This is a genomic window from Janthinobacterium sp. GMG1 (assembly GCF_034427795.1).
GTDB lineage: Bacteria > Pseudomonadota > Gammaproteobacteria > Burkholderiales > Burkholderiaceae_D > Janthinobacterium.
In genome coordinates, this window is sequence record NZ_JAXQNT010000035.1 from 1 (window position 1) to 1038 (window position 1038).

Here is a 1038-nt window from a genome sequence, read left to right on the forward strand (position 1 = left end):
TGTGAAGTTGCAAGAGGTTATTCTGGCCGGATCTGAGCCGTGACATTGGGGCCTTGCCAGCAATGCCCTGATGCGGCCGGTGCCAGTTGTAGTGATGGTTCCATTCTTTGAGCATGTTGGCCCGCTCCAGTGAGTTGTTATAAACAAAGCCGTAAGCCCATTCGCGCAAGGCTGACTGGATGAAGCGTTCGGCCTTGCCATTGGTCTGTGGCCGATAGGGCCGTGTAAAGCGGTGCTTCAATGCTATCTGGCTACAAGTGGCCTTGAATGACTTGGAGCGAAAGGCTGAGCCGTTATCGGTCAACAACGCTTTGGGACGCACCCCGAGTGAGCAGAAATAGGCGTGGGTATTGGCGAGGAATCGGTTGGCATTCTCCTGGGTTTCGTCAGGATAGAGCTCCGTGAAGGCGATGCGGGCATGGTCATCAATGGCGATAAACAAGACTTCCCAGCCGGCGCCGCGCGTACGGTCTCGCCGGTCTCCCGTCGCACGATGGCCGGTGGTTTCAATGCGCCCGAGCTTCTTGGTATCGATATGAATCAGGTCGCCTGGTTCTGCATGCTCGTAGCGCTGCACCGGCTCGACGGGATCGAGATTGCTCAGTTTGGAGAGGCCGGCGCGCGCCAGCACACGGCTAACTGTGGCCTTCGATATCTGCAGGTACTGGGCGATCCTGGCCTGCGTCATGCGCTTCTTGCGTAGCTCGACAACGGTCAGCGCCTTGCCTGCGTCCAGAGCCAAAGGGCTATGCGCGGGACGCGACGAGCGATCCATCAAACCATCCCGATCTTCGGCAAGGAAGCGCCCCAGCCATTTGCGCACGGTCGCCTCGCTCACGGCATAGCGGACAGCGGCCTGGCAGACCGGCAGGCGGTGATGTAGTACGTCTTCGACCATCTCGACTCGACGAATCAGCGTTAATCGGGCATTCTTATGGATGTTCATTCGGTTGGTTTCCTTGAGAACTGGGGGTTTGGCGATTTCCAGTGTCTCAAATCCAATCCGAATGAACCACAACAACCTATTGAAACATCACA

Annotated in this window: 1 protein-coding gene; it reads right to left on the bottom strand. The window is 57.1% G+C overall.

From position 1 onward, the window contains the following. The coding region (locus SJI03_RS28740) for an IS481 family transposase (protein ID WP_322429450.1) at positions 1-946 on the bottom strand (946 nt) is incomplete at its 3' end. Between the last annotated feature and the right edge of the window lie 92 nt (positions 947-1038).